We start from the raw sequence: 3,263 nt of genomic DNA on the forward strand, positions 1-3,263 counted from the left end.
CATGTTTGGTATTTATGCTGCGTTATCGCCTATTCATGGGGAATAACCACACTACATAGGCTCCGCCTTGCCTAAAAACCAAACATACTGCTGCAAATTCACCCACCAAAGATCAACACGCCCTAGTAAAAGTTAACTGTATATATAAACAGTGCTTGTTGTTTTGTCCAATATTACTGATCTCCACCATTTCGGTGCATTTGTGCATTGATTAAAAATAATTTCCAGTTAACTAATTGTTTACAGGTGTTTATTTGATGGTTAAGATAAATGCACTGTAATATATGGACATTTGTCGGTTGATAAAACGACAAATGTCGTAGACAAAATTGTTAGGTGTCAGAGTTGAGATTGTTTTTTTCGATTTTACTTAGTTGGTTGGTAGCAACTGTTGTTCATTCAGCCGCATTTAAATGGGATGGTATAAACTTCTCTGTTTCTAGCATTGTAGAATTAATGCCCTTGTTTCTTGTAACAGGTGCTTTTATAGCAATATATTTGGCAATAGTAGGTGGGGCCGCGTTATTAATTATGCGTAAGTTGAGGTTTTATCGCAGGCATCATTATATTCTAGCTGGAATTCTGTGTAGCTTGCCGACGCTATTCTCAGGAGAAGTTGAATGGCAAGTTGCAGCTGTTTTATCAGGTTTGCTTTCTGGGGTTTTGATAGCTTTTATAGGTGTTCGCTCGCATGCCACCTAACAAAAAAATTGAAGACGGACATTTTGGAAGAGCACCAAACTGCCGCTTAATTTGGTGTTAGGTCTTAAAGGGGAAATAACTAAACGTGGCATTAATCGATGATTTAAAATCAGCCAAAAATTTGTGGGAAAACGGAACGCTCTTTACAAAAATTGGTATTGTTCTTTCTACATTTCTAGCTTCTGGTTCTATTGCATCACTATCTAATATAGTCTTTGCGTGGAAAGGCTTCATTCTCGACGGTATCAATGTATATAAAGCGTGGGTTATTCTCCCCATGCAACAATCGGCTAATCATTTTGGATTGCACATTGATAATTCTGAAAGTCATTTCCTTATTCTCACAGCTTTGTTTATGGCTGCGATATATAGAAAAGTTTGGGTGACATCTGAAACCGGTATGAGAATCATCTCTGGTTCATCAATGCTGATGACACTGGGTTTTCTTGTATTTCTAACAGGTAATAGTAATGAGGCACAAAAGAATGACGTGATGTTCTATATCTACTTGGTTATTTGCTTAATTTACCCCTTATTAAGAAAGTTCAATTCTCTAGAAAAAGTAGCCTATTACTTACCAATCGGATCAGGTGTGGCTATTACTTTATTAGCTGGTGCAGTGAATTCAGGGCTTAGTCGATAGCACAGACCTAATCGGGTAGCCGGAGGTCTCTAACCTCCAGCCCCCACACCACCCATCATAATGATTAGGATGACACCCATCCTCATAATGATTAGGATGACACCCATCCTCATAATGATTAGGATGACACCCATCCTAATCATTAGGAAAAAAGCCAACAAAAACAGTATGAAGAGTGCATTATTATAAATAATGAATCACGCAAAAAGCTGAGCTATGTAGACAAAATGAAAGTAAAAATAGACAGCCCAATCGGGCTACGATAGCTGTTTATTAAAGAATGGCAAACGACTCGGCTGTATTAAACCGGCTTTCCTTTAAATAAAAAGCGGAACATTACAGTGAATAAAGGCATGAATAAATTGACCTTACGGGGTCAAACAAAAGTGAATGCCTTTACTTTACACTGCGGCAACTGTATTGCCTTGTTCATAATATAGAAAAGCTGCAAAACACGATGCATTAAGAAGGGTAAGCCCTTTTACCCTAAATAAAAGCCACTCAACCACCCTTAATCCCTTCCAAAACGTCAATTAAAACAATATCAAATAATGATTAGAATGACACCCATCCTAATCATTAGAAAAAAAGCCAACAAAAACAGTGTGAAGAGTGTATTGTTATAAATAATGAATCACGCAAAAAGCTGAGCTATGTAGACAAAATGAAAGTAACAATAGACAGCTCAATCGAGCTACGATAGCTGTTTATTAAAGAATGGCAAACGGCTCGGCTGTATCTAACCGGCTTTCCTTTAAATAAAAAGTGGAATATTACAGTGAATAAAGGCATGAATAAATTGACCTTACGGGGTCAAGCGAAAGTGAATGCCTTTACTTTATTGTGTGGCAACTGTATTGCCTTGTTCATAATATAGAAAAGCTGCAAAAGACGATGCATTAAGAAATGGAGGCCCTTTTACCCTAAATTAAAGCTACTCAACCAGCCGCAACCCCTTCCAAAACGCCAATTAAAACAACAAACCTTTTTATATTCTGCGTAAAAATACAGTAATCGATTGAACCAAAATAGGAACTCAGCTATGGTTTGTTTATCAATAAAAATAAATAAAAAACGAGTTAATCTAAAGGCTCGTTATGGCTCGTTATATGTACAAGGAGAGTTCAGTTGATGCGTTACCTATTTTTACTGTTGATTATACCTTTTTATTCTTTTGCCGAAATTAACCTTCCTCTGCAAAAAGAACTAATTGAAATGGAAATTGAAGATCAACATATTCGAAACAAAATAGGAGAAGCTGGGTGGCAAAACCCGCCTAAAGCACTCCTAGAACAAATGATGAAAATAGATGAAAGTAATACAGGAAAACTTAAAGCTATCATTAAAAAGCATCATTGGGTAACAAGGGATTTAGTCGGAGTTAAAGGAGTTGGAGCAGCATTTTTAGTCATCCAGCATTCACCTGATGTTGCATTTAAAGTAAAAATGCTTCCTTATTTAAAGCAATCATATTTGAATGGCGAAGGTGTTAGCGGACAACAAGTTGCTCTTTTAACTGATAGAGCTCTTATTGCACAAGGAAAGAAACAAATCTATGGTACTCAAGCTGACGTGAGTGAAGGTAAAGTTATGTTTAGCCCTATAGAAGATGAAACTAATGTAGATAAACGGCGTGAAGAAATGAATATGCCCTCTTTAGATTTTTACTTAAAAATAATGGAAAAAATGTACGGGATTAAAGAACACCCTGAAATAGACTTGAATTAATGTACATATAACAAAACGTCCTGGGGTGGGCAACTAGTAAAATTTGTCTATTAATTGCAACTTTTAATTAAAATAAACAAGACACCCATCCTAAATTTTGCACTTTATGGAGTTAGAGGCTAGCCTTTATTTAGTGCAAAAAACAAGCAGGGTTTCTTATGGCAATTGCAAGAAAGCGTCAAATAAGTCT

3 protein-coding genes are annotated in these 3,263 nt (G+C 36.4%); all 3 read left to right on the forward strand.

From position 1 onward, the window contains the following. The first annotated feature begins 345 nt into the window (after nucleotides 1-345). The 3 genes from H5115_RS19515 (at nucleotide 346) to H5115_RS19525 (ending at nucleotide 3,073) form a co-directional block, all read left to right on the forward strand. Nucleotides 346-702, forward strand: a complete 357-nt coding sequence (locus tag H5115_RS19515; protein ID WP_182756906.1) for a hypothetical protein — start codon at nucleotides 346-348, stop codon at nucleotides 700-702. 85 nt (nucleotides 703-787) lie between these two features. Further along, complete coding sequence (locus tag H5115_RS19520; RefSeq protein WP_182756908.1) at nucleotides 788-1,345, forward strand: hypothetical protein; 558 nt, start codon at nucleotides 788-790, stop codon at nucleotides 1,343-1,345. A 1,131-nt stretch (nucleotides 1,346-2,476) separates the two neighbouring features. Continuing rightward, nucleotides 2,477-3,073 carry a DUF6624 domain-containing protein gene (locus tag H5115_RS19525; RefSeq protein WP_182756910.1) on the forward strand — a complete coding sequence of 199 codons (597 nt, stop codon included), beginning with the start codon at nucleotides 2,477-2,479 and terminating at the stop codon, nucleotides 3,071-3,073. Nucleotides 3,074-3,263: the final 190 nt, after the last annotated feature.

This window comes from Pseudoalteromonas sp. SR44-2 (assembly GCF_014163745.1).
Taxonomy (GTDB): Bacteria; Pseudomonadota; Gammaproteobacteria; order Enterobacterales; family Alteromonadaceae; genus Pseudoalteromonas; species Pseudoalteromonas distincta.

Coding starts and splice junctions, on each gene's coding strand:
- H5115_RS19525 (WP_182756910.1), top strand. CDS start 2,477: ATGCGTTACCTATTTTTACTGTTGATTATACCTTTTTATTCTTTTGCC.